This window comes from Sphingomonas sp. (assembly GCF_051962185.1).
Taxonomy (GTDB): domain Bacteria; phylum Pseudomonadota; class Alphaproteobacteria; order Sphingomonadales; family Sphingomonadaceae; genus Sphingomonas.
In genome coordinates, this window is the sequence record NZ_JBQCCN010000307.1 from 1 (window position 1) to 2,727 (window position 2,727).

At 63.6% G+C, this 2,727-nt stretch carries 2 protein-coding genes and 1 pseudogene; all 3 read left to right on the forward strand.

From position 1 onward, the window contains the following. Nucleotides 1-1,145 (forward strand): annotated as a pseudogene (gene carA / locus ACTHJR_RS18750) (glutamine-hydrolyzing carbamoyl-phosphate synthase small subunit); the annotation flags it as partial. Further along, a complete protein-coding gene (locus ACTHJR_RS18755) occupies nt 1,142-1,531 on the forward strand; it encodes a hypothetical protein (protein WP_440524945.1) in 390 nt (129 codons plus the stop codon). The pseudogene carA and the gene ACTHJR_RS18755, both read left to right, overlap by 4 nt. Next, on the forward strand, nt 1,531-2,727 hold a 1,197-nt coding region (gene carB, locus ACTHJR_RS18760), incomplete at its 3' end, for a carbamoyl-phosphate synthase large subunit (RefSeq protein ID WP_440524946.1). The genes ACTHJR_RS18755 and carB, both read left to right, overlap by 1 nt.

Consider the following 2,727-nt stretch of genomic DNA (forward strand, 5'->3'; position numbering starts at 1 on the left):
TCGGCGAAGTGTGCTTCCACACCGCGATGACCGGCTATCAGGAGATCATGACCGACCCCAGTTTCGCCGGTCAGATCATCACCTTCACCTTCCCGCATATCGGAAACGTCGGCGCCAATCCCGACGATGTCGAGGCGGATAACCCCCATGCGCTCGGCATGATCGTGCGCGAGGACGTGACCGCGCCGTCGAACTTCCGCTCGGCAGAGCGGCTCGACGACTGGATGAAGCGCCATGCGCGGATCGGTCTCGCCGGCATCGACACGCGTGCGCTGACCAAGCGGATCCGCGCGGGCGGCGCCCCCAATGGCGTCATCGCGCATGCCGCCGACGGCAAGTTCGACATTCCCTTGCTGCTCGACATGGCGCGCGCCTGGCCGGGCCTCGAGGGCATGGATCTCGCCATCGCGGTCACCACCGAGATGGATTACGGCTGGGAAGGCGGCGTCTGGCGGCTCGGCTTCGGCTATGAAAATGAATCCCCCTCCCGCTTGCGGGAGGGGCTAGGGTAGGGCGTGTCCACCAACGACGCGCTCGCCTCGAAAAGCCCTCCCCCGACCCCTCCCGCAAGGGGGAGGGGAGATAAGCCTCACGTCGTCGCGATCGATTACGGCTCGAAGCGCAACATCTTCCGCAATCTGGTGCAGGCCGGCGCCAAGGTCAGCGTCGTCCCGGCGACCGCGACCTTCGACCAGGTCATGGCGCTCAAGCCCGACGGCATCTTCCTGTCGAACGGCCCGGGCGATCCCGCCGCGACCGGCGAGTACGCCGTGCCGGTGATCCAGCAATTGCTGGAGACCAAGATCCCGCTGTTCGGCATCTGTCTCGGCCACCAGCTGATCGGTCTGGCGGTGGGCGCGACGACCACCAAGATGTTCCAGGGCCATCGCGGCGCCAACCATCCGGTCAAGCGCCTGTCCGACGGTCTGGTCGAGATCACCAGCATGAACCACGGCTTCGCGGTCGAACGCGACAGCCTGCCGGCCAATGTCCGCGAGACGCACGTGTCGCTGTTCGACGGCTCCAATGCCGGCCTCGAACTGACCGACCGGCCGGCGTTCAGCGTGCAATACCATCCCGAGGCAAGCCCTGGGCCGCAGGACAGTCTGTATCTGTTCGAGCGGTTCGTCGGTGGGCTGAAATGAGCGAGAATCTCAAACAGGTCGAGTGGGCCCTTGCAACGCTCAAAGTGTTTGAAGATCAAGGCGAAGATTTCGGCGACACCCGTCACGTCATTCATTTCTTCTATGGCGGCAATTTTTCGGCGCTTAGCGCTGCATTGGACGAACTCGGATATACGGTTCGCCCCACTGCCGACGATGATGGTGTGATTGCTGAACGATATGAAGCGATTGGCGAAGGCTGGCGGACCTCCACGCTGCTTCACCTTTGCGAACTCGCAGACAGCTACGGCGTAGATTACGACGGTTGGGAGGCATCCATGACGCGCCAGCCGCCAACGCCAGCCCCTATACCAGCTCAGCCCAAGCCAGCCGGCTGGGCTTCCAAACTCTTCGGTAAAAAGAAATAATGCCCAAACGCACCGACATTTCCTCGATCCTCGTCATCGGCGCCGGGCCGATCGTCATCGGCCAGGCGTGCGAGTTCGATTATTCGGGCACGCAGGCGATCAAGGCGCTCAAGGAAGAGGGCTATCGCATCGTCCTGGTCAATTCGAACCCGGCGACGATCATGACCGATCCCGAACTGGCCGACGCGACCTATATCGAGCCGATCACGCCGTCGGTGGTCGCCAAGATCATCGAGAAGGAGCGGCCCGACGCGGTGCTGCCGACGATGGGCGGGCAGACCGCGCTCAATACCGCGCTGGCGCTGGCGCAGGACGGCACGCTGGAGACATTCGGCTGCGTCATGATCGGCGCCGATGCCGAGGCGATCGACAAGGCCGAGGATCGCCTCAAGTTCAAGGACGCGATGACTAAGATCGGGCTCGAAAGCGCGCGCTCGGCGATCGCGCATTCGGAGGCAGAGGCGCTCGAGGGGCTCGACAAGGTCGGCCTCCCGGCGATCATCCGCCCGAGCTTCACGCTCGGCGGCACTGGCGGCGGCGTCGCCTACAATCGTGACGAGTTCATCGAAATCGTCCGCAAGGGGCTCGACGCGTCGCCGACCACCGAGGTGCTGATCGAGGAATCCCTGCTCGGCTGGAAGGAGTACGAGATGGAAGTGGTCCGCGACCGTGCGGACAATGCCATCATCATCTGTTCGATCGAGAATATCGACCCGATGGGCGTCCATACGGGCGATTCGATCACCGTCGCGCCGGCGCTGACGCTGACCGACAAGGAATATCAGATCATGCGCAACGCGAGCATCGCGGTGCTGCGTGAAATCGGCGTGGAAACAGGCGGTTCCAACGTCCAGTTCGCAGTCAATCCGAAAGACGGCCGCCTCGTCGTCATCGAGATGAACCCGCGCGTGTCGCGCTCCTCGGCGCTGGCGTCGAAGGCGACTGGCTTCCCGATCGCCAAGGTCGCCGCCAAGCTGGCGGTCGGCTACACGCTCGACGAGATCGAGAACGACATTACCGGCGCCACCCCGGCCTCGTTCGAGCCGACGATCGACTACGTCGTCACCAAGATCCCGCGCTTCGCCTTCGAGAAGTTCAAGGGCGCCGAGGCGGTGCTGTCGACCGCGATGAAGTCGGTCGGCGAAGTGATGGCGATCGGCCGCAACATCCACGAATCGATGCAAAAGGCGTTGCGC

Bases quoted from the DNA above. Each gene is read 5' to 3' on its own strand.
- ACTHJR_RS18755 (WP_440524945.1), top strand. From the start codon at position 1,142: ATGAGCGAGAATCTCAAACAGGTCGAGTGGGCCCTTGCAACGCTCAAA.